Origin of the sequence: Pseudoalteromonas sp. Angola-4, from assembly GCF_028599265.1 — a bacterium.
Lineage (GTDB): Bacteria > Pseudomonadota > Gammaproteobacteria > Enterobacterales > Alteromonadaceae > Pseudoalteromonas > Pseudoalteromonas atlantica.
In genome coordinates this window covers 1-22,941 of record NZ_JAQREK010000028.1, presented here as the reverse complement: position 1 = coordinate 22,941, position 22,941 = coordinate 1, and the positions used below count along the sequence as shown (strand labels likewise).

The 22,941-nt window shown below is 39.6% G+C and carries 15 protein-coding genes and 6 tRNA genes; all 21 read right to left on the bottom strand.

The genetic code is table 11. The features are described from left to right. Positions 1–38: 38 nt before the first annotated feature. The gene (locus PSH48_RS19695; protein ID WP_273612196.1) at positions 39–1,133 is read right to left on the bottom strand and encodes a hypothetical protein; all 1,095 of its coding nucleotides are present in this window, start codon (positions 1,131–1,133) and stop codon (positions 39–41) included. A gap of 62 nt (positions 1,134–1,195) precedes the next feature. Beyond that, positions 1,196–1,519 carry a hypothetical protein gene (locus PSH48_RS19690; protein WP_243530969.1) on the bottom strand — a complete coding sequence of 108 codons (324 nt, stop codon included), beginning with the start codon at positions 1,517–1,519 and terminating at the stop codon, positions 1,196–1,198. Between the two features lie 158 nt (positions 1,520–1,677). Then, entirely contained in the window at positions 1,678–2,370 is a 693-nt protein-coding gene (locus PSH48_RS19685; RefSeq protein ID WP_273612195.1) for an amino acid adenylation, read from the bottom strand. Positions 2,371–2,380: 10 nt separating this feature from the next. After that, positions 2,381–5,404 (bottom strand): DEAD/DEAH box helicase, encoded by a 3,024-nt coding sequence (locus PSH48_RS19680; protein ID WP_273612194.1) that lies wholly within the window; start codon positions 5,402–5,404, stop codon positions 2,381–2,383. A 47-nt stretch (positions 5,405–5,451) separates the two neighbouring features. Further along, entirely contained in the window at positions 5,452–7,146 is a 1,695-nt protein-coding gene (locus PSH48_RS19675; protein ID WP_273612193.1) for an EH signature domain-containing protein, read from the bottom strand. 2 nt (positions 7,147–7,148) lie between these two features. Further along, positions 7,149–7,907 (bottom strand): OmpA/MotB family protein, encoded by a 759-nt coding sequence (locus PSH48_RS19670; protein ID WP_273612192.1) that lies wholly within the window; start codon positions 7,905–7,907, stop codon positions 7,149–7,151. Continuing rightward, positions 7,907–10,084, bottom strand: a complete 2,178-nt coding sequence (gene zorA, locus PSH48_RS19665; RefSeq protein WP_273612191.1) for an anti-phage ZorAB system protein ZorA — start codon at positions 10,082–10,084, stop codon at positions 7,907–7,909. The genes PSH48_RS19670 and zorA overlap by 1 nt, the downstream gene beginning before the upstream one ends. A gap of 92 nt (positions 10,085–10,176) precedes the next feature. Continuing rightward, complete coding sequence (locus PSH48_RS19660; protein WP_273612190.1) at positions 10,177–10,851, bottom strand: hypothetical protein; 675 nt, start codon at positions 10,849–10,851, stop codon at positions 10,177–10,179. Between the two features lie 119 nt (positions 10,852–10,970). Further along, positions 10,971–12,161 (bottom strand): restriction endonuclease subunit S, encoded by a 1,191-nt coding sequence (locus tag PSH48_RS19655; protein ID WP_273612189.1) that lies wholly within the window; start codon positions 12,159–12,161, stop codon positions 10,971–10,973. After that, on the bottom strand, positions 12,158–13,738 hold the full coding sequence (locus tag PSH48_RS19650; RefSeq protein WP_273612188.1) for a type I restriction-modification system subunit M: 1,581 nt from the start codon (positions 13,736–13,738) through the stop codon (positions 12,158–12,160). The genes PSH48_RS19655 and PSH48_RS19650 overlap by 4 nt, the downstream gene beginning before the upstream one ends. A gap of 56 nt (positions 13,739–13,794) precedes the next feature. Continuing rightward, the gene (locus PSH48_RS19645; protein ID WP_273612187.1) at positions 13,795–17,238 is read right to left on the bottom strand and encodes a type I restriction endonuclease subunit R; all 3,444 of its coding nucleotides are present in this window, start codon (positions 17,236–17,238) and stop codon (positions 13,795–13,797) included. 70 nt (positions 17,239–17,308) lie between these two features. After that, complete coding sequence (gene csm6 / locus PSH48_RS19640; RefSeq protein ID WP_273612186.1) at positions 17,309–18,445, bottom strand: CRISPR-associated ring nuclease Csm6; 1,137 nt, start codon at positions 18,443–18,445, stop codon at positions 17,309–17,311. A 128-nt stretch (positions 18,446–18,573) separates the two neighbouring features. Further along, a complete protein-coding gene (locus tag PSH48_RS19635) occupies positions 18,574–19,239 on the bottom strand; it encodes a DUF6998 domain-containing protein (protein ID WP_273612185.1) in 666 nt (221 codons plus the stop codon). A gap of 21 nt (positions 19,240–19,260) precedes the next feature. Beyond that, positions 19,261–20,502 (bottom strand): integrase domain-containing protein, encoded by a 1,242-nt coding sequence (locus tag PSH48_RS19630; protein WP_273612184.1) that lies wholly within the window; start codon positions 20,500–20,502, stop codon positions 19,261–19,263. 187 nt (positions 20,503–20,689) lie between these two features. Next, a tRNA-Ser gene (locus PSH48_RS19625) sits at positions 20,690–20,779 on the bottom strand. Positions 20,780–20,945: 166 nt separating this feature from the next. Then, a complete protein-coding gene (nadA, locus tag PSH48_RS19620; protein WP_273612183.1) occupies positions 20,946–21,986 on the bottom strand; it encodes a quinolinate synthase NadA in 1,041 nt (346 codons plus the stop codon). A gap of 150 nt (positions 21,987–22,136) precedes the next feature. Beyond that, positions 22,137–22,212, bottom strand: a tRNA-Lys gene (locus PSH48_RS19615). A gap of 73 nt (positions 22,213–22,285) precedes the next feature. Further along, positions 22,286–22,361: transfer RNA gene (locus PSH48_RS19610), tRNA-Lys, on the bottom strand. Between the two features lie 73 nt (positions 22,362–22,434). Further along, positions 22,435–22,510 (bottom strand) — tRNA-Lys (locus PSH48_RS19605). Between the two features lie 72 nt (positions 22,511–22,582). Next, positions 22,583–22,658, bottom strand: a tRNA-Lys gene (locus tag PSH48_RS19600). 72 nt (positions 22,659–22,730) lie between these two features. Next, positions 22,731–22,806: transfer RNA gene (locus tag PSH48_RS19595), tRNA-Lys, on the bottom strand. Between the last annotated feature and the right edge of the window lie 135 nt (positions 22,807–22,941).

Sequence of the window (22,941 nt, the reverse complement as noted above, 5' to 3'; positions counted from 1 at the left end):
CAAGCTTGTGATTTTGCTAATACACTTTTTAGTTTGATCTATGGCTTAAGATTATCCTTAAGCGCGCTAATTAATCGTTTTGCTTTATCGCTTTCGATTGAACAACTCGTTGTGTACGGATGGTGAATATTAAATTGGTTTTTAGTATCTGCTGGAGTAATTGAACCACTAAAATAGTCGTCAGTTGTGCACTGCCAATTAACATTTAACCTGTGCAAGTGATACTCAGATACAGGATCATTCACAATTGGCTTCTTTAACAACTTATAAGTTGATGAGGAAGTTTTTGGAATTTCTGCAACACCAATAGCACCATAACCATTAGCATAAGCTATTAATACATCTCCAGGTATAAAGCTATTAAGCAACCTATCACCCTTGTCGTCCTTATCGCCATCAAACCCAGCGGAAACAATAGACTTCTCTTTCAAGCAAGCCCAGTTTTTGGGCTTAGTAGTGCCAATATTGTACCAAAAATACTTAGGCTCACGTTGCATAGCGCTAAAGCTTAGAGGGAATGTTGATTCTGGGCTTCTATCAAATACAACCGAAAAATCTATATACTGCGAACCGTCTTCAAGGTTAGATAGACTATATTGTATGCATTTAAACCCTACACCTTTATCTGAAAGCCATTCCCCCATCGAAAACAACGTACGATCAAATTTATTCGCAATTAAAATGATACGATTTTTACTGTTTATTTTTTCTCTGTCAATTTCTGCTGAATCTATAAAAGATTCTACAGACTCAACATATGATTCATTAACTAACTTTTTATTTTTTATAAATTTTTCGCCTTTAAAGCGAGCTATATGAGCAAGGTATTGCAATGCTTGAGTATCGACTCCCAAACGGCCTAAATCTTTCTTAAGTTCAATAACAACACCACACCCATTTTTATCGAGTGCTAAAACATCTGCTTTTTTTCGATTGGCAACCTGAATTTGGTTTTTCAGTAGAATAAGCTCTTCTCCAAAAATACCTTCATTCAGTAATTGAGTTGTACCGTTATTATTATCATTTCTTTGATTTTCCATTATAAGTTGCTCAAGTTGAAGCTCCCCCATACTTTGCGAGTTCACAGCTTCTAACACTTGCTTATTATCTTTTGAAATTATTTTGAATAACATATTTCGTCCTAATTCTATTCATGAAACTTTAGGTACATAGACTTTTTTTATGAAAATTTTACTTAACTTTTGTAATTAATCATATAAAACTCAAAGCTCTGTTGGTGCTCGTTTAAATCGGTGCAAACACCCGCTGATACATATAAGCACCTGTTACTCACTAAAAGTTTATCGAACTCTGATATGTATTGAGAGTAGCTATCGAAAAGGTTTACTTCTGTGGCTAGCTTTATATGTCCAAATAATGACGTTGGTTTACGTTCACTCGATTTCACAAATTCAGTTAATGCTTGTTGAGTTGTAAAAAATTTAAAGCCGTTTCTACACTCATTTAAAAAAGCTAATAAGTCAGCAAAATCGAGCTCAACAAATGTAGACTCTTCCATTATTTTTATAAAGCTAGTGATCAACTCATCTGAGTAAACATCACCAAAATTATTTTTGATTTAGTCTATGATTTCGTTCTTTATCTCAGCTGAAAATGGTTGGTAATCTTTCAAAGTAAAATCCCTTTTATTGATAAGTTTAAAGTATTAACCAGCTCTTATTTTTTATGGTAATCACTAAAATTAATGATATTACTGGTATCAAGTATTTCGTTTGATGAGCTATCATCCAACTGACGTGCAGCGATAAGCGATTGGCAATAATGTAATAAACGCTCTATGGGTATAAACTTTTCTTTGCGGCCAGTTGTTTTATTAGTAATACGTTTAGGTTGGGTGTTTAAGTAAATAGCTAACTCAATGGCAAGGTCTTTAGGTAAATCATAAAGCCCCTCTTCTTGTAGTGTTTGAGTAACCCAAAGTGCGGCATCGCTAATATGCCCGCTTATACTTAAATCGGTATTTTTAACCCAGTGCGGCATAAACTCTATTTTAGATAGCTCACTTAACAGCACCGCAATATCGCTGCGTGGTATTAACTGATACACCTCAAGCGTTTCAGCCATTATTAATTGCCATTCGTACTGCAAACGTTGGGTTAACTCTTTTTGCGACAGCTTTAAACTAACCGGTATAAAAAACGTAAAGCGGCTATTCGCTTCACAAACAATGATCGTTTTTTCACGGGATTTATAGCTGTTATCAATAATCTGCAATTGCCAGTTAAAGCTATTATTATCGCTTATGAGTGTATTAACCCCCGCTTGTTTACCAGGCTCATGAGACAAATGAGGTAAATCGGCTTTTAGGTATTTATTGAGTGCGTTTGAAGCGCTAAGTTGAAGTTTCATGGATTTAACCTCATAACCCCATTGACGACATTAGATCATGCTCACTCACCACTTCAGGGGTTACTACTGCATCTCTTAGCATTGTTTTCTTTGCAAGTAGCTTGTCTAGGTTCACATCAAACGAATCATATTCTGGATGTAAAAGGCAGGGTAAGTGAATAAACACAGGCTTTTTTTGACCTATGCGATAAACTCGGTCTGTAGCTTGTGCCTCTTTTGCTGGATTCCAATGGCGCTCTAAATGGACTACGTGATTCGCACCAATAACTGTTAAGCCAACACCTGCCGCTACAGGCGACATAATGATAATATTAAAGCCTTCTTTTGCTTCAAAGTCGCTGATCATCCCTTTACGAGAGAGCTGATCTTTCTTAGTTGCCATCGCTTTACTATCACCATTAATAACATGGATGTTTAGCTCATAAATTTTATCTAGGCATATTTTAAGAACAGCTTGAAGTTTTTTGGTTGTTGCAAAAATTATTACCTTCTCTTTTTTGTTTTTTATATCTGACAATATATCTAACAACATGCGCAACTTTTCAGACTCTTGTAAATTACGCTGAGCATCTTTTGCATTACTCGGTGGCTGTTTAAAAACCTCATCAAGCCTTGGATGTAAGCTAACAGCCCTTAATTGCTGTAACACAGTTAAAGCATGGCCGCCGCCCTGCTCTTTCGCTTTTTCAGCTCTATAATCTTCAACAATTTGGTTGTAGCCAAGTAATTGTCCGCCGGTCATATTACGAGCGAGTTCAGGTGCAAATGCCATATTGTCGGCTAAATCTTTATGAATGCCTGTTTTTATTGTTTTAGTCGGCATTCCGGTTAGTTCGTCTTCCTTGGTTCGACGTAACATAAACTGGCCTGCAGTATTACGTAAGTCGTTGCCAACGTCTAAACGTACCTCTGCTTTTTCTTCTTCATTAGCACTGCTTATTGGCTTAATCCACCGCTCTCTAAAATAGCCCCAATCGCCTAATAGCCCAGGTTGTGCTGTATCCATTAAACACCAAAACTCACTTAAACTATTTTCAACTGGGGTGCCTGTTGCCAATAACTTAAAATCGGCTTTTAAACCTTTAGCTGCACGGGTAGCTTGTGTATTCGGGTTTTTAATATTCTGAGCTTCATCAAATACCACAACCCCCCAATCAATTACGCATAGTGAAAACTGATAGTCTCGAAGTGTTTGATAGGTGGTAATAACAACACGTCTATTCATGTCCAAGCGCTTTGTAGCTGCATCAGCCCCAACATGTAAAGCGTAACGAATAGATTCGTGATCTGCATGAGAGTCATCGATAACTGTGGCCAGCTGCATAGATTCTCTTTCAGCACCTTTAACTCTAAACTCTTTTAAATCTCTTGCTGACTGTAATACCTTAATATCCCTAAATGGCGACTCATTAAAAGTAGCATCAACCTCTTGTTCCCAGTTTTCTAATAAGCTAAGCGGGGCAACTATTAATATAGGCTTTTCTGATTTATTATTTTGCCTTTGCATTGCCAAGTACTCAGCCATCATTACCAGCGTCATATAAGTTTTACCTAGCCCCATATCATCCGCTAACAAAGCCCCCTGCACTCGATACATATCATCATAGTTATCTAGCTGCGCTGATTTGAGTAACGACAGCATCCAACTAATGCCAGACTCTTGGTGAGGAAAAGGTGTTCGCGCCAAATTACTCCTGTCAAAACTCATACCTTTATCAAGCTGAGATACCTTATCAACAATATCTTTATTATGTTCTTCGGCGTCTTTAAGCAATAAAGAAACTTGTTCTTTTTTAACCGGCAAATCATCAGTATCAGATATATCCGTTTCATTGGATGGATTTGCCAAATTTTCCCTTACCTCTGCGAGTGTTTCAGTTACGCGCTGCTCATCGCGTATATCAATTGACTCATCATCAACAAAGACACTATCAGCATTTTGCCCTTTAGCTTGCTGGTAGCTTTGCTCAAACGATACAACGTCTTCCTCGCATTCAAGCAACTTTACCAATCGCTCTGGTGGTTCACTGTCTGTGTTAGTCGAAAACCAGCCATTACTTCCGTCACTATCTTGACCAAAAGGAATGTGTACCATTTTGCCAATACCAGCAACTCTGAGAGAAAATCCAAGATCGAGGTTTAAAATAGATGCATCTAAAAAAGCTGAAGGGGTTTTAATAAATTCTGCCACTTTGTGTGCAGGAATGGTTCTATTTTGCAGTACTTCTTTAACAGCTTGTTTTTTATCGTCAGTCAGTAAAACAATGCGATCTTTTATTCGCATTACTTGCCCGTCGCCCTGTAACTGAGCTAAGCGATTTTGTAAGTCTTCAGATGAAGAGCCATCACCAAAGCTTGGGCTAAGCTCTAAGCTACCATCACCGTTTTGATTTGCAGTTACTGTAATATGTTCTGGTTGTACCAAATCAAACTTATCAAAATGTTTTAAATCTAGCTTTAATCCATCTTTAACGGCTTGCTGTAACTTAGCCACAGCCAATACATTGTTCAGTTCATTTCGTTCATCAGGTTTAAGTGAAGAGTGCTCCTCTACGGCCAAAACAGCATTAAGCTGCTCAGGCTTCATTAAAAACTGAGATTGCTCGCTAAAAGCGAGTATTGGCCCTTTTCTTTTTACTGGGTATTTTTGCTGCTCAAATTTTGCAAATAATTGCAGCGTAAAGCTACTTTTAGTGGTTCTACCTTGAATATCAACATCAAAGTCGTTATTAAAAAAAGGCGGTAGGCCTAAAACTTCTGCATCTTCGGGGTCTAATAAACATGCTTGTTCGCTGTCTAGTCTAAAGCCATTGGGTATAGGCTGTGCAATATCTCGCTCTTGTAGCATTTTAAGTACAACATGCTGAATAAGCTGGTGGCCCCCACCCTCACCATTATTTAAGCAATGGAATGAGGCTTCATCAGTGGCAAAATTAACGCCATACGAGTCATACACTAAAGAGTATCGTTCATCTGCTAAATGACTATTTTTATTCTTAGGCAAAAGCCCTTTTATCAAACTAACAAGTGACATATTTTTATTTGATCCCTTTTAAATATTCCTAGTACGCAATTTACTTATTAAGCAAGTTCCCAACAGAGTCTGTCGTCTCTAGTTACTCTATTTTCAGATAACATTGAATAAAGTTTAGAATTCACAGTCGAGCGGTCAGCCTTCATATTAAACTCACTGTTTAAAACCTTAACGAGCTCTTTGGCGGTAATTGGTTGGTACACTTCTAGAGCGTTTAATAAATTGATTTCCAAAAGATTCTTTTCTTCTACTATTTTTCTTACCACAGGTAATCCATAACGATTAACATATCTTCTGTATTCGTCTTTATAAAATAGTTTTTCTAAATCGAGTTCAATGCCATTTTGAGTTAAAAAATCAATCGCATTTTTTTGCCAAGAAGTCGGCGAGTGTTGAATAGGCATTAACTCGCCTTTTGGATAGTTCTTTTTAAATTCCTGTGGAAAGCTGTGTGTTAAAGAAGAATGGTTTAACTCACTCAAAGAGTAATCGTTAAGCTTCTCACTAGGTAAACCCATATAAATCCATAGCTTAAAGTTATGCGATCCTTCAATGATATGAAAATCACCACAATCTAAATAAATAATAGACGTTTGAGCCATTCCTCTAAGTTTTATATAACTGGTTGTTAAACTCTTACCTAGTACTCGCTTAACTGTATGCTCCGCTTGGTTTCCAAGCATTAGCCGTGCATTTCGCACAAACCCATGTTCATAAAGCCCTTCTAAAAAGCGCTTACGAGCAGGGAACATTCTATTTAACGCTTCATCGCCGGTGTAATTTGCGTACTCTTCAATAGCGCCTAAAAATAACCGTAAGTCTTCTTTGGCAAGCCAACTTGTTACTGCTTTCACTCTATTCTCACCAATGGGCTTCCACCACTGGCGGTAATTTGTAGCAGTATTAGCAATACGCGGGTCGCCCGCTAAGTTCAGTACAAAGTTTTGCCATATTTCACTGGGCGCGCCAGCAGAGCGATCAATAATAATTTCAAGCGCTATGTGCCCTATTCGTTTACCTTCTTCAAAAGGCATAGTGGCAACGTCATGCTTTAATAGCTCATGCAGTACATCATGTTGCTCACCAACGGGGATTTCTCTTAGCGTATCTAAGTAGTATTGCGCGTGGCAAATATCTAAAAATCGCCCTTGCGGCAGCTCGTTTAAGCGTAGTTTTTTTAATTGTTCGTTTAAGTCTAAATGATTTTGTTTGGCAAGGTTAACCAAAGCCTTAGGAGCGGTTAAATCTAGCAGCCATTTAGCTTGGTTAAGCACAGACAAAATTGTGTCGCTTGTATTTTTGCGATCTTTTAAACGTTGCTCTATTTGCTGGTTAAGCCACTGTGTTAATAGGTTAAAAATATTGCCATCAACCAGTGCATCAAAATATCGATAAACCAGTGAAATTAAATTCATTAACGACGACATACCCAGTTTGGGATGTTTAGCTTGTATGTAATCTATTGTTTCTTCGTTTAATGAGGCTTTTCTTACGTCTTCTTTATCTATCCATAACTGAGTTAAAACACGCACGCCTTTTTGCTTAATTAAAATTTGTTTAAGCTTTTCTTTTTGATCGTACATAACGTAGCGATTAACCTGTTGCTCAAGGGCTTTAAACTCTTCACCTTGCCCTGCACCGTCGGCAATTTTTTTTGTTTGAACTGTTAAGCTACTCCACTGCTGTGAAATACTCTCCCAGTTAAACTGAGCAAGCTCTGGAATAGGAGGTAAATGCAACATAATTAAGGCATCTCCAAACGGCTTCTTACTGTTTCGTATTCAGCGCTGGTGGGTCTACGAATTGTAAAGCGTATATCAATGCGTCTGTTTGACCTAAAATCACTCTCTGTTAACTCTTCAACAACCATGCGCCTTGTTGCTGCATAACCACTCACCGAAAAAAGCGGGTTGCCTTCTTTGTTAGTAATACTTGCTAAATCATGTTGGCTTGGCAGTAATTTAACCCAAAGCTCCCATAACGAAATAGCCCTAAAGGTCGATAAACCCCAATTACCTTTACCCAGCATGCCGTTAAAGTTTTTACTGTCGGTGTGCCCTTCAATAAAAATAGTGTCGAGAAATTGCTCGCGGTTATCTTTATTTATAACCTCAGCTAACACCTCACCAATTTCAAGCGCAGTGCCTTCGAACTGCGCACTTATATTAAATGCAGCGCTATCAAACCCTAAAATATCGTTAGGTATACTTAATACCGTTTCATTTTCGCTAACCGTGACTTGTATACCTCGCTTACGCAGTAAATCAGCGGCTTCGTGTAATATAGTTTTACGTACACCCTCAGCCATGTGCAACATTTCAAGCTCTTGAGTAAATGCTTGTTGCTTATTTTCAAGCTCTTGTTTGGCTTCCATAAGCTCAACCATTAACACCACAGACGCTAAAACAAATAAAATAAGCAAGCCCGACAAAATATCCGAAAACGACATCCAATAAGGGTTTTCTTCATCAACACTTACTTGGTTGCTTCTAAATACCCGCATTAGCTACGCTCCAATTCATCCACTAAGTCAGAAATAGAGCTGACAGTTCGGCGCATTTGGTCACCAAACTCAAGGGTTGTGGTATTCCAGGTTTCCATACGCTCTTTTACTTGGGTATTTACTTCTGATGAATAGCTACGTAGCCACTCATTAGTCTGCTTTTCAATATCAGCTACTTGCTTAGCTAAGGTATTACTCAACCCCTCAAACGACGCCTCAACACCACGTATAAAGTCACTCTGGTGTGTTTTCATTTCGCTAAAGCCACTTTGAGCTAATTTAGCTGTATTACCAAATTGCTCTGTTGTAGCAACAAGCGAGGTTTCGAGCCCTCTTAGCACTTTAGCTTGTTCAATTACGTGATTTGCTAATCCATCATTTTGCGCAGAAATACCTTTAATAGTGTCGGTCATATCAGCTAAGCGCGTATCAAACAGCTCTGTTGCCTTTAATAGATTACCTGATAACACCCCAATTTGGTTGGCGCTATTGCTCAGGTTTTGGCTACTTGTAGCAGATGACTCCGCAACCGTTTTAAGCTCTCCAATAACGTCTTTATGTTGTGCAATAACCGAATCCATATGCGTTTGCGTACGTTTTACTGCATCAGTCATCGAGGTAAGCATTTGGTCTTGTTGTGCTAGCCACTTACCTAACTGCGTTTGTAATTGCTCACGATATTCTGAGTCACGCTTGGAGGCTTCAAGCTGTTGGCTGTTAATTAATGAGGCAAACGTTTCTTCAAGTGCCTTTTGCCGCTGTTCAGTGCTTTGCATAAAGCTTTGTAAGCTGGTTTCAAGGCCACTGGTGAACGCCTGTTGCTGCGCCGTTGTTTTTTCGTTTTGACTCGAAAGCTCATTAACAAATCCACGGTTCGATTCGCCCATAGCGCTTTGTACTTCAGCCATAGAGTCAGAAAGCTTATTAAGCGTTTGCGATTGCTCAGTTAACCAACCACCTAATACCGACTGTAAATTATCTACATGGTTTGCTTCACGTGTGGCTTGCGATTCCTGTTGCGATTCAATAGCCGTAAATAACTTTTGCTCCATAAGCTGTTGGCGTTCTTCGCTTTTGCTAAGCATCGCTTCGAGTTGCAGGTTAAATTGCGATGATGCCCCCGCTTGTTGCTGGGCCATTAGCTCAGCTTGATTACTGCTTTGTTCAAGTACTGCACTCATTTGCGCGCTCAGGCTACTTACTGCCTCATGCATTTGCTCTGTCGACTTTTGTATAAGCTCGCCTTGACCTCTGCCTGCCGCTTGCATGCTTTCGGTAAAGTTACTGATTAAATGCTCCAACACGCCGCTGGTTTGTTGGCTGGCATTACTGACTAACGACTGCATAGCAGGTGCCATTACATTGTTAAGTGCATTAGTAAAAGCATCTTGCATGCTGTCACTCACACCCGAAATAGTCTCCTGTAATTTAACACCAATTCGCTCATGCAATTCTTGCAATGCTTCACTGCTATCACTGGTGTTTTTAGAAATATCAACAAGTGACTTTTCAGCAGGCAAACGAGGAAATAAAAAATCGATAGTTTGCTGAACTTTTACTACTTTTTTAACTATTCTTCGCTCTGTGTTTTTCTCAAACACATTAAGCAATAAACTAAGCCCTACACCCCAAACAGAGGTCACAAATGCCATTGCCGAGCCATTAATCATGCTCGTAATACCATCTTTTAATGCTTCTATTTCCTTCGTCTCCATGTGCAACCCTTTTAAGCCCATTGTTAAGCCTAAAAAAGTACCTAATACACCAATAGCGGTTAAAAAAGAGGGAGCTGCGGCGAGCAATCTATTTGAAGTGATGCCAGAGGCCAGTGTTCTTGGGTTAAAAAAGTGCTCAGCATCTAAGGTGTTATAAACCCCTTTTTCTCGATGGTCGAGCACTAAGCTTTCATCAAACTCACGCCAAAGGTTTTTAACTACCTCGTTGTTTGAGGCCTTTGCTTTATCCTTGATAGTAGCAATATTACCGTAAAGCGAACTTGTAGTTTGGCCTGCTACAATTTCCTCAACGCCTTTTATTGTTTTTTTACTATTACTACTTAATTTGAAAACGCAAATAATCGCAAACCCAAAAAGTAATAGCATGGCAATAATAAACCAACGCCCTAATAATGCATCTGGCCATAATAAATCAGCATTTAATAGTAAATCTTCAAACATTACTTTCTCCTAATCCCTTAGAATGCGGGTATTTTTTACTTTATAATTAAAATTTTAATATTTTTAGTCACTATCTTTAAGTAACTAAAGGTTTACCTATTTCTGCTTGGGTTGGTTAAAAATAAATTAGTGCCGTTGCTTTCAAAGCGCTTATTCCAAACCAAATCAAAATAAATACGGTGATTTAAACCTATATTTGCCGCTTTATCTTTTAAAAAGTTTTGTATATCTGCGTAGTGCTGCGCTGTTTGTATGTCTTTATAGGTAAAGCGGCGTTTGATGCCTAAAGCCTTCGCTTCTTCAGTGGTAAATATAAATTCTGACTGAAAAATCTGGCTATCAAGGGGTAAAAATAGCCATGGTGTGGCGGTTTTTCTTGCTGGTGCAAAATCTTCCCCCATTGCTACAAAGTGCTCAAATACAATATCAATGGGCTTTCGTACTTTATTAAACGACTGCAATTGCGAAGGTTTAATGTTTTTACTCAGTTCAATTTTAAGCTCGCTACATAACTCGTTTGCAAGCTTGTTTAACTCTATTTCAGAGGTGAGATTATTTAATGTGTGAATTAAATAGTCTTTCTTTTTAGTTAATACATCTCTAAAGGTATGTGATGCGCCTAAACAATTATTATTTTTACGATGAAAGCCGCGATAGGTGTTTGAGCCTAAGCTTTTTAATACCAACTCCTCGTAGCTAAGTAATGGCGTGGGTGTTAAAAATACTGTATAGCCCACTTCGTTCATGCGTTTTATTTGTCCCTGCATTTATTATTTATCCTTACGCGTGAAATAAACGGCTTGTTTTGAAAGCTTGGTTTCAGTTATGTTTTTATTTAATTGACGTTGGGCCATTTAACATCCTTGTTGTTATTTTATAAATAGCGTTATAGTTCGCCTGCAAATGCTTTTTGGCTGAGAGAGTTAAATAGAGGTTTTTGCGATTGAAGCTCCGAAATTTTCAACAATTTCTCAACTTTACCAACGATTGACATAAACTTCTCTTGAATATCTAGAGGTGGAACAATGATGTCTAAAGATTCAACCTGTTGTTTTGTTAGCGCTTCTCGTGTTGCTCCCCCTGCAGTAGCAATCTGCATTAACTTTTGCTTATAACTACTTGAAGTTATCAATCTCGCTAAGAACGTTGGTAATACTTTCTCTTTTTTTGCTCTGATGATACAAACGTGCTGATTAACTCGCGCCGGCAATATATCGTTATCAACTAATGTTGCTCTACAAACAGATGCTCCTGTTATATTTAATAAAAGATCATCTTTCTCTATTACTACATTTTTTAACTTGTCAGCTTGAGTATCTGAAATAAACGCTAGGTCTTTATGCACAAATTTATTGTCATGTACATTAAGACTGCGGATTAACGATATTCCTTCCTCCAGATAGGCCTCTTTACCACCTCTAGGTGTTGAACCACTACCTAGTTTAAGCGTTAGCTCTTTTAAAAGTTTCTTTTTCCACCCCTTCGGATTACTAACCGGATCACCAAACATATCCAAAAATACGCTACGTAGGAAGTCGTCGGCGAGTTGAATGGCTTGTTTGCGTTTGCGGCGGATGGCGTCGGCTTTATCTAAAATCGCGGCTATGCGTTTCTGCTCGTCCAGTGGTGGTAATGGGATTTTTAAATCCTTTAAAAAATCTGAAGGAACCCTTTTTTGACCAGCACTACCTGACATATTTCGCTCACCTAAATGACGAAACCATTTATTCCAAACTAGGTAAAATAAATACTTACCATCTAGCTTTTCAATATCAGCTCTAATTACATGAAACTCTGTTGTCCCAAAGCCTATTTGAGTCTCTAAGCAGTCTAAGTACGCTGCTTTACCATTTTCAAAGCAAGGTGTGATTTTAGCTACTACAACATCATTCTTTTCAAAATAGGTAAAACCTTTTCGAGTTTCACCCAAAATTCGTTTTTCCTGCTCTAAAACTTGACCTTGCTCTGAAATAGATGCCATTGGTAAAAATGTGACTTCTTGAGCCTCATCAATATTTTTAGGTAACCTGGGGTTAATCTCAGCTACTTCACTTAACTTAACTAACGGCCAACTCACAGCATACCCTCCAACTCTTTCAAGTCAGCCAGTATTTCGTTCTCTAAACTCACTAATTTACCTAATATTTCTTTTGGCGGATCGTAGCTTTCTTCTTCATACACCACTTCTTTATAGCGGTTGATTGAAAGGTCGTATTTGTTGCTGGCTATGTCATCTTTACTGACCCAAAACGCCTTCTGGGTTTTATCATTGCTATCGTTTGTCGCGGCTGCTTTATCACGAATTTTAAATTCACTGATTAAGTTTGGTAAATCGTTAGCTTTTATTGGTGTGCGCTTGTCATCCAAGCTAAAACCATCGGCTTGTACGTCGTAAAACCATACATGATCGGTGCTGCCACCTTTGGTGAATATAAGTATGGCAGTTGAAACACCAGCGTAGGGTTTAAACACGCCACTGGGCAGTGAGATTACGGCTTCTAGCTGGTTGTTATCCACCAGCATTTGGCGCAGTTGTACGTGCGCTTTTGATGAGCCAAAGAGTACGCCATCGGGTACGATAGTAGCCGACTGCCCGCCTATTTTTAACATGCGCTCAATAAGGGCTACAAACAGCAGCTCGGTTTTTTTGGTTTTTACTTTGCGTAATAACTCAGGGCATACGTCTTCTTCGTCTAGGCTGCCTTTAAATGGCGGATTGGCGAGAATGATGTCGTACCCTTCTTTGGCCTTTTGCGGGTAGTGCTCTTTAAAGTTTTGGCTTAGGGTATCTTGATAATGAATGCCTGGCTGTTTAATGCCGTGCATTACTAGGTTCATAGCGGCTACGCGCAGCATAGTGGCGTCAAAGTCAAAGCCGTTGAACATGTGAGCATCTATGTGGCTGCGCTGCTCTGGGGTAATTAAATCACCTGAGTAAAGCAGATTTTCGAGCGGTTTACCGCTATCATCACATTGCACGTTGCCATCTACATCAAGCACGGGCTCGCGGTCTATGCCCTCGGCTGATGTGTATTTTTGTAAGAGGTATTCGTAACTTACTGATAAAAAGCCACCGGTGCCGGTTGATGGGTCACATATTTGGCTGGTTACATCTGGGTCCATCATTTCAACCATGGCGCGTATAATATGGCGCGGTGTTCTAAATTGGCCGTTAATGCCTGCTGTGGTGAGTTTACTCAATAGGTATTCGTATAAATCGCCTTTGGTGTCTGAGTTTTCAAGCGGGAGGTCGTTTACCATTTCAACGGCTTTTACCAATAGGCTTTGCTTTTGAATCATTAATTGTGCGTCTTTCATAAACTCGTTAAATATCGCGCCTTCTGGCGAAACATCGCCTGAGGTTTTTGAAAAATACGGAAACAGCTCATCTTTAACCAGTTTGTATAACTCTTCTGCCCCTAAATGGCGTAGGTTTTGCCAACGAATATGTTGTTCGGCATCACTAAAGCGGCGGTTAAACGGCTGCTTAGTACGTGCGCTTCGTTTTTCGTCGGCTTGCTCGTTCATGTCGAGCATACGGGCGTACATTAAAAAAGTAATTTGCTCTACTACGGTCAGCGGGTTGGTGATGCCGCCTGTCCAAAATTCTTCCCATAGTTTGTCTATTTTACTTTTTAAAGGTCCGGTTATCATTAATGTGTATCCTAGTTAGTGCTGTTTAAACGCGTACTAATTACGCGCTTATAAAATTAAAGGTGTATTTGCTTTTCGACGCTTTGGGCTTTGTTGCCTAGTTTTACGTCAAACTGCTTAATAAATTGCTCTATCACGTCGGCTTGTTGCTGACTAAATACGCCATCGAGCCCCATGTCGTGTATTTGTGTAAAAGGTGCATCGTAAAGCTGGGCTATTTCAATAGCGCCGTGGCGAATCAGGTGGTTTTTTAACATACCAATAAAGCGTTGTTGCTTGGCATTTACATGGGTGTGTATTTGCTGCACAAAGGTAGTAAAGCTCTGCTCTATGGCGTTTTTATCCATACCGACTATGGTACGCAATATTTTGTCGAGCGTCGCGGTTGATTCGGGAAAAAACTCTTTTAATGTATTTAAATCAACACTTGGGTTTTGCGTATGCACTAACGAGCTTAATTGCGCTAAATCGGCCTCGGTTACTTGTTCGCCGTTGCGAATTTTTTTAAGTACGCTGTCGGTTTCAAATAACGGGGTGAGTGTTTTTTCTACCTCTTGGCGGTATATTTGATAATCAATAGAGACTATTTTTGTAAGCCTATCAGCTTCGTGTATTTGGTTTGCGTCTTCTTTTATATCAAGCACAAAGTCACTTTTTGGCGGTGTTATGTCTTTATTACGCAGGTGTATAATACTACGTAAATTAATGCGGCTTTGCTCAAGCGCTGCATGGGTTAAATACTGCCAATATTGCTGTGTTTGTATTTCTTCTATTGCAGGTGCTTTGCTACGCACTTCGTTTAGGTGCATTTGAAGCGATTCAACCTTGTTCATTATACTTTGTTTAGCTAAATCAATTTGGTTTGCATCGGTAAATATTAGTGTTTGGATAGTGGTTAGCTCTAAATCAAACTTATACGCTTCACTTTGCCCCATTATGTTACGCCATTGCATAAGCGGTGCTACTTTTTCGAGCAGATCGCTTACTGTTTGCGGTGAAAATTGATTAAGACGTTTAAAATCCTTATAGGTTTCGACCACTAACCAGTTATCGCGCACCGATATTGATTCCATTGGCAGTAGGCAAATATCGTCGTGAATTAATTTAATGGTTTGATCAAACACATCCAAATTTGCTTTTTTGAGGGCCGTTTGTGCAAGAGTTACACGCGCCTCAAATAGTTTTTGCAGTAACGATTTTGCTTGTTTTACGTCGTCTTCTTCTGGGTTTTCGTCAAAGTATTCAAAGTTTGCCCAGTGATCGAATATTAAAAAGTGTGTTTTGTGCTGCCCTGGGCCGTATAGGTTTTCGCATAAGCGTGTGCCACGGCCAATCATTTGCCAAAATTTTACTTTTGATTTTATGGGTTTGGCAAATACAAGGTTTACGCATTCAGGCACGTCTATGCCGGTGTCGAGCATATCGACCGATACAGCTATACGCATACTGTTTTCGTCGCTTGATTTAAAGTCGTCTATTAGCTCTTCGGCCCGTTCGTACTTTGAGTGAATAACGCGGCAAAAATTAGCACCATGCTGTGGGTAAAGCTCACTAAATAACTGGGCCATTAATTCGGCGTGGGCTATGTTACGGGCGAATATAATTGTTTTACCGGGCAGTTGGCCGTCTTTATCGCGCAGACCTTTCTCCATTAAGTTACGCAGGATTAGCCTGTTGGTGTCTTTATTTTTAATGGCTTCGTCTATTTGTTTTGCGTCAAAGTCGAGCTCGTTAGGGTCAATGCCTTGCTCTTCTAATTGGGCTATTTGCTCATCGGTTAGGTTGTCTTTTTTAATGCCTTCGCGCAAAAACTGTGTGGTGTAACTTACTATTTTGTAAGGGACTAAGTTACCTTGCTCTATGGCGTCTTCAAGTGGGTAGTTGGCTGTGGGTAGTTTGTAATCGCAACCAAACAAATCACACGTTGAGCGCGATACCATTTCTACCGGAGTGGCGGTTAAGCCTACCTCGAGTGCATCAAAGTACTTAAAAATATCACCATATATATTGTAAATTGAACGGTGGGATTCATCAGCTACTATTAGGTCAAAATAGCCTACATCGTACTTGTTCATTATGCGTAGCATACCTGGGTACGTTGCTATAAACACCCGCGCGCTGGCTGCTGTGTTTTTAGCGCTTTTACCAACAATATGTACTGGCTCTTTGGTGAATTCGGTAAAGGCGTTACCCGCTTGTTTACGTAGTTCTTTTCGGTCACATAAAAATAGTACGCGCTTAGCCCAACCTGCATCGAGCAGCCGTTTTGCAAGGGCAATAGATACGCGTGTTTTACCTGTGCCGGTTGCTTGCACAATAAGCGCTTTGCGGTGTTTATCACTAAAACGCTCACACACACGAGTTATGGTTTCCATTTGATACAAACGCCCTGCCACAGCAGTATCTATCGGCGTTTTATTTAAGTCTTTTTTAAGTGTGCGCTGCTTTATTAAGTACTGTAGGGAATCTTTTGAGTAGTAACCGTATAAACCACGGCTATTATAGCCTTGCGTGTCGTCGAGAATTTTTATATCCCAGCCGTTTGAATAAAAAATAATAGGGCGTTGGCCATATTGCTTTTCGAGCGCGTTGGCATAAAGTGTTGCTTGCTGGCGGCCTTTTTCGATATTTTCGCGAGTGCGTTTTGCCTCTATTACCGCAAGTGGTTTACCGTCGTCATCCCATAATACGTAATCAACATAACCTACGCCTGTTGTTGTAGGTTGATCTGTTACTTTTACTTCTTTGCCTACATCTTCTGTTGACTCATCATCAAGTGCTACATTCCAACCTGCATTGCGTAAGTCTAAATCGATAATGCGTTTACGGGTTTCGCCTTCGTTAAAGTTAAAACTTGAGTTAACAATTTGCTCATTGCGGGTTTTAACCTGAGCCAGCTTTTCAGCATCAATAGTTTGTTTTAGTTTTGCTGCTTGCTGCTGTGCTTGTTTTTGTGCAAGCTCTGCGGCTTCTAGTTCGTCAAGTGCGCGTTTTAAACGGGCCTGATTTTCGGCTAGCTGCTTGGTGAGTTGCTTGTTCTTTTTTGCAAACTCGGCATCACTTTGGTTAGTCGGCTGTGTTTGCTCAGGCGCTTTAAACTCTGGGCACTCTTGTTGCGTGCCATTGGCATACGCCATAAATAAGTACGAGGCTACAAAGTAGCTTTCTTTTAATATCCAAATAGCTTGTTGTTGATCAACTTTGCCTTCGTGGGCTGCTTGATTACCACTTTTACGAATGGCGTGAAGTTTATCGGTAATTAAACGCGGAACCGCGCTGGTAAAGTCGTCGGCGGTAAGTTTATCAAAAATGTTAGAAGTGGGTAAAACAGGTAAACTAAGTTCTTTATATAAGTAGCCTACTACTTTTTCGGCAAAGCAACGCAGCTTAACCAGTGAGCTTTGTGGATCGGTAATCGCATAGTCTTCTGCAAAAGCGGCTAACTGGTGTAGCTCTGGCCACTTAGATTGAATATGTTCAAAGTTCATTGATTGCTTCATTCCTGATTACTTCCTTATCAACTAATTTACCATGCGTTATTATTTTTATGCGTTTGCAAGCTTGCGAATATTAAGCCGTTATATTTATTTTTATATTGTGTGTTACTGCGCTTAACCAGTAGCTTGTTTCAAAGCTTTGGTTATTAGAATCAATCGCTATTTTTTTAGCAAGCTCGTTTGGTAACACCTTATTTATTTTACTATTTATGCGGCTACGCGTTTGTTGCACAAAGGTTTTTTCCATTACTTTTAAATTACTGTGTAAACCGTCTCTAAAATCTTCGGGCTCTATGCCAAACGTATCACGAAATATACGTAAATCACTGCTATTTTGCTGTAAATGTATGAGGTACTCTTTGCTGTATCGCAAAGACTCTTCAAAATCACGACCCACCACTAGCTTTTTATGTTCACTTTGGCTGTATTGGTTTAACCATAAATAGAAGGCAGTTTCTTTTGCGGTAAGTTTAATTTCGATACCTGCAAAGGTGAGCGTTTTTGCTTTTGCGTTTACTTCAAGGGTTAAATCTTTTTTATGCGCTGAGTTTAAGCTTGCTACTGTTTGGCTAAACGATGCACTTTGCATATTTGCAATGAGGGTTTCGTCGATAGATTGGCGCATTCGTACAAAGGGTATTTCGGCAAGGGTTACATTTGCATTAATACAGTTTACTTGCGTGCCATTTTTACCATCAATAATGTGGTCGTAAGGTGTTGGGTAGTAAAAGTCTCTAACAAATTCAAATTCGTTATTCACAAATACATGACTGAGCGAATCTTGCTCACGGCCTAATAATGACATGGCATAGCCTAAATAGAATGCCATTGTTTTACGGCCACCTGCAATAGAGGCATGAATGCTATTATCATTTTTATTGGTGAGTTCAAACACTTTACGTGTAATAAAGTCGGCCATGTAGGTTTGTTCTATTTCAGATTTAGCATCATTAATAGGTTGGCCTTTGTCATCTTCTATTAGCCAAATATTTTCATCGGGGAGTTTAATATCAGGAAGTTTATAATCTGCTATTAATTTAGCTAAATTACCTTGCTTAAATAATCCATCGGTGAGCATAGCCTTGGTGCTTTTTGTTGTAATAACAAAAATCTCTTCAGGCATAGGCTTACCCTGCTGATAAAGCGCAAAAAGAGTTTCGGTTAATACCTGCGGGCTTGCACCGGTAACTATTAGTAGTACATTCTTCATCAACGATCCTTTTGTATGAGGAATCTGCATAATACATAAATTACATAGTTAATGAAACTTGTTTGAGCTCAGTGGATTAGAGGCCTTATTTCTTGCCTTTAAGCTACGGTGTATAAACAACAGTAGCTTTAATTTAATAACTCTTTAATCAACACAGAACCCAGCTGGCGTGTATTAAACGGATTCCCGTTGCCATTTAAAATTGAAATCCCTAACTCTTTAGCAATATCACGCAAGTAAGGCTTACTGGGTGTTACAAGCTCGTCATTTAAAAACACTTCAATAGTGCCGTTTTCAAGCTCCACCAATTTGTAGTTATTCCATATAACTTCTTTTACATTTAATAATATACGTGGCTTAACTGGTGCGTTTATTAACTTACTCATTGTAATACAGCTTTTTCCCGTTACTGCATCACTCATTAGTTTTTTAGCTTCTTCAGCGGGCGCATCTAATAAAGTTTCAACTTGCATCTCATCTGTATTGATTCTTAAAATAATTATACGATCAACCAAGTTTAGCGTATTAGTATTAAAGCTTATATGGCCACCTGTATGCATTCTACCTGTTGTTTTGACTGATATACGCTCGCCACTACTTGATACAACATCGTACCCCGCCTGGTTAACCTCTGTTGCCATGCGTCCATTTGTTATAAGTGCGGCGTAAAGCTCGCCAATTCTACCTGTTAAGTGTCTAAGCTCTGTTGCAGGTACATCCCAACTTAACTCCCTTTCTAACCAGCTCATTGCCTCACCCAGCGACTGAATGATTTGCATTTGTGTTAAAGCCATTTTATATCCTTATTTTATCTTCTAACCAACTTTTAAAAGGTGCTTATGTCCTGATACCGACAATGAACCTTGAGATGCCTTTGCTATATGCTCACTCCACCAGTTCATCAACTCTCTACGTTTTTCTATATATTCAGCTCTATTATAAGCAGAACGAACCTGGTTTTTATCTACATGTGCCAGTGCGGCTTCTATTATATCTGGATTAAACTCATGCTCATTTAATGTTGTACTTCCAAGCGAACGTAAGCCATGGCTTACTAAACGGCCCTCAAACCCCATGCGTTTTAGAGCCATATTAGCTGTCTCATTGTTGATATGGGTTCTCGGGTTTCTGTCTGACGGAAAAACAAAGTCTCTATGCCCTGAAATTGGTTTTATTGATTCTAATAACTCTATAGCTTGATTTGATAGAGGAATGGCATGCTCTCTGCGCTTTTTCATTCGTTCAGCTGGGATAATCCATAGTTTATTCTCAAAATCAATTTCATCCCAACGGGTACCGGCCGCTTCACCTGGGCGGGTAAGAGTATGTAACTGCCATTCAATCAAAAAGCGGGTTACTCGTTTAATTGACGCCGTTGCAAGCGTTTGCATCAATTCAGGCAGCTCTTCTGGTTTTAACGAAGGCATATTTTGTTTTTGCGGCTTTTTAAATGTTTCTTTTATTCCAGCAAGCGGATTAGCTTGAATATAACCACTATTAACTGCGTAGGTCATAACTTGGTTTAATCGTTGGCTTAAACGCTTAACTGTTTCTAGAGTACCTTTAGCCTCTATAGGCCTTAATATTTTTATTACTTGTGGTGCGTTAATTTTGCCAATAGGATATTTACCAATAACCGGCAGTATATGGTTATTTAATGATCGCCAAATATCTTCGCCATGAGCTTGCGTAAAATCAGGCTTTTTAACCTCAAACCACTCTAAAGCTACTTTATTTAGTGTTAACTCTTCTTGAGCCCGTTTAAAAGCTAAGGTTTCATCTCTATGCTCTTTTGGATCAGTCCCTAAAGCAACTAGTTCTCTGGCTTGTTGCGCTAACTTTCTGGCATTTACAATAGATACATCGGGGTACTTGCCTAATCCCATGTTGACACGCTTTTTTGTGATTGGATGGTAGTAATTAAAGTTCCAGAGCTTAGAACCACTCTTTCTAACTTTTACTTGTAAGCCGTTACCATCGGATAAAATTATATCTTTATCCTCTGCTTTTACTTTTTTTAACGCTGTATCGGTAAGCTGCTTGGCTGATCTTGCCATAGAAAATGAATCCCACTCAAATTTAGTATTCTTTTATTATGGCAGCTTATTCAAGGAATACCATTTTAGATACTAAAGCTTTGAGCTTGGATGAAACAGCCTGGGACAGGGTAACACTCTAAGTCATTGATTTTGATTAATTACAGACACAAAAAAGGACGTCCTGAGACGTCCTAATATTGAATGATGGTGGAGGAAGAGGGATTCGAACCCTCGTTAGGGATTAACCTAAACACACTTTCCAGGCGTGCGCCTTCAGCCACTCAGCCATTCCTCCACGGTGTTGCTTAGCAACAGCGCGTTATAGTATGAAATAGGTTACACAGGTGCAAGGTCTTTTTAAATTTGTGCTGTTAAGTGTCTAATAATCAATCAGCAATTTACTTTAGGCATAAAAAAACGGTTAAACCTCAGGGTTTAACCGTTTTTATGCATTAGGCTAATTACTTCGCCATGCTAGCTGTAAAGTCTAACATGCGATTAAGTGACTTGAGCGCGCCTTCGCGTAAGTCCATATCTACAAACACTTCTTTACCGCGAGGGTCTATCAGAGCTTCTTCAATCGCTTTTAAGCCGTTCATTGCCATCCACGGGCAATGTGCACAACTTTTACATGACGCACCTTCACCCGCTGTTGGGGCTGCAAAAAACTCTTTTTCAGGGCATAGCTGCTGCATTTTGTAAAAAATACCGCGGTCTGTCGCTACAATAAACTTATCGTTATCCATTGTTTGCGCAGCTTTTATTAGTTGACTGGTTGAGCCAACCGCATCTGCCAGTGTCACTATTTCTGCAGGTGACTCTGGGTGCACCAATACACCCGCGTCTGGGTGCAGGGCTTTCATATCTTTAAGCGCTTTTGTTTTAAATTCATCGTGTACGATACATGCGCCGTTCCACATGATCATATCGGCGCCAGTATTTTTTTGGATGTAGCTACCAAGGTGTTTATCTGGGCCCCAAATAATTTTTTCACCTTGCTCATCTAGGTGCTCTACAATTTCAAGCGCGCACGATGAGGTTACAATCCAATCTGCACGGGCTTTAACCGCTGTAGAGGTGTTTGCATACACTACAACTTTACGATCAGGGTGCTGATCGCAAAACGCTGAAAACTCATCAATAGGGCAACCAATATCCAACGAACACGTTGCTTCTAGCGTTGGCATAACAACTGTTTTGTTTGGCGTTAAAATTTTAGCGGTTTCACCCATAAAACGTACGCCTGCAACGATGATCATGTCTGCATCGTGGCGAGCACCAAAACGTGCCATTTCTAATGAGTCGGCAACACAGCCCCCTGTTTCTTCGGCAAGTGCCTGAATTTCAGGATCTGTGTAGTAATGGGCTACCAGCACTGCATTTTTATCTTGCAGTAGTTGTTTAATACGTGCTTTATATTCGCCTTGCTCGTCTTTAGTCAACGGCGCTGGCTTAGGAGGAAAGATATAACCTTCAGGCATAATAGTTTGAGCTAGACTCATGTTCTCGACCACTTCATCTACAGTGCATTAATTACGGCAAATTATACGAGAATACACGGGCAAATAACAGCTATCTGGACATGCTGTTTATAAATAAAAGTAAGAAACTGATTTAAATAAAATAAGAGAAGAGTTGAGATTTTTTAGAAGTGGTGGGTCATGATGGACTTGAACCATCGACCAATGGATTAAAAGTCCACTGCTCTACCAACTGAGCTAATGACCCGCTCTAAATTCCGTGTAGAATTAACATGCTGCGTAAATCCGCCGATTAAACCAATCTTTACTTAAATAAAGAATGGTGGGTCATGATGGACTTGAACCATCGACCAATGGATTAAAAGTCCACTGCTCTACCAACTGAGCTAATGACCCGCTCTAAATTCTGTGTAGAATTAACACGCTGCGTAAATCCGCCGATTGAACCAATCTTTACCTAAGTAAAGAATGGTGGGTCATGATGGACTTGAACCATCGACCAATGGATTAAAAGTCCACTGCTCTACCAACTGAGCTAATGACCCGCTCTGTGTGCTTACTATTTAAGTGAGCTGCGTAAATCCGCCGATTAAACCAAACTTTACCTTAATAAAGAATGGTGGGTCATGATGGACTTGAACCATCGACCAATGGATTAAAAGTCCACTGCTCTACCAACTGAGCTAATGACCCGCTCTGTGTGCTTACTATTTAAGTGAGCTGCGTAAATCCGCCGATTAAACCAATCTTTACCTTAATAAAGAATGGTGGGTCATGATGGACTTGAACCATCGACCAATGGATTAAAAGTCCACTGCTCTACCAACTGAGCTAATGACCCGCTCTGTGTGCTTACTATTTAAGTGAGCTGCGTAAATCCGCCGATTGAACCAATCTTTACCTTAATAAAGAATGGTGGGTCATGATGGACTTGAACCATCGACCAATGGATTAAAAGTCCACTGCTCTACCAACT